This window comes from Streptomyces sp. WAC05292, assembly GCF_003949955.1.
Lineage (GTDB): Bacteria > Actinomycetota > Actinomycetes > Streptomycetales > Streptomycetaceae > Streptomyces > Streptomyces globosus.
In genome coordinates this window covers 1-805 of sequence record NZ_RPSE01000821.1, presented here as the reverse complement: position 1 = coordinate 805, position 805 = coordinate 1, and the positions used below count along the sequence as shown (strand labels likewise).

1 pseudogene is annotated in these 805 nt (G+C 78.8%); it reads left to right on the top strand.

Features of this window, described 5'->3' with window-relative positions:
- Positions 1–702: pseudogene (locus EF903_RS34615) on the top strand (hypothetical protein); the annotation flags it as partial.
- Positions 703–805 lie beyond the last annotated feature (103 nt).

Genomic DNA, 805 nt, shown 5'->3' with positions numbered 1-805 from the left:
CCCTCCGGCACCGGATCGCCGGACGGCGGCGGCACCACCGGACCGGAGGCGTCCGGCGGCTCCTCGGGCGGCCCCGCCGCCCCCGGGTCCGGACCCATGCCGCCGGTGACGGCCCAGGGCACGCCCCCCGGGTGCAGCGCCGACCAGCTCGGCGTCCGCGGCAGCGCCCAGGCTCCCGAGCCGGACGGCAAGGTCTACGGCAGCTTCAAGGTCACCAACGTCTCCGCCCGCGGCTGCACCGTCACCGGCCCGGACACCGTCACGGCTGCCTCCGTCAGCGCGTCCGCGGCCGGCAAGGGCGTCGCCGTCGTCGGCCACACGGCAGGGGACCCGGCCGCCAAGCTGCCCGACCCGGCGGCGGAGGCCCCGCTGCTGGTGCTCCGGCCGAACACCGCCTACGAGGTCCGCTTCGCCTGGGTGCCCTCCGGCGAGTCCTGCCCCGCCGCCTCCTCCGGCACCGGCAGTACCCCGCCGGACGGCGGCTCCCCGCAGGACGAGCAGCGTACGGGCGCCGGCGGCGGCACGACGGACAGCGCCGACCAGGGCACCACGCCGGCCCCGGAGCCGGCGGGCGTGGAGGTGACGCACACCCCGGCCGCGGCGGGCGCGGCCGCCCCGACCACGCAGACGACGATCCCCGCCGCCTGCGGGGGGACCGTCTACCGGACGGGCGTCATTCCGCTGGACGAGCCGAAGCAGTGACCTGCGGGCCGCCGTCCGCGCCATCGGAAGCGGCGGAGCGGGCGGGGGCCCGCAGGTCACTGCTTCGGCTCGTCCAGCGGAATGACGCCCGTCCGGTAGACGG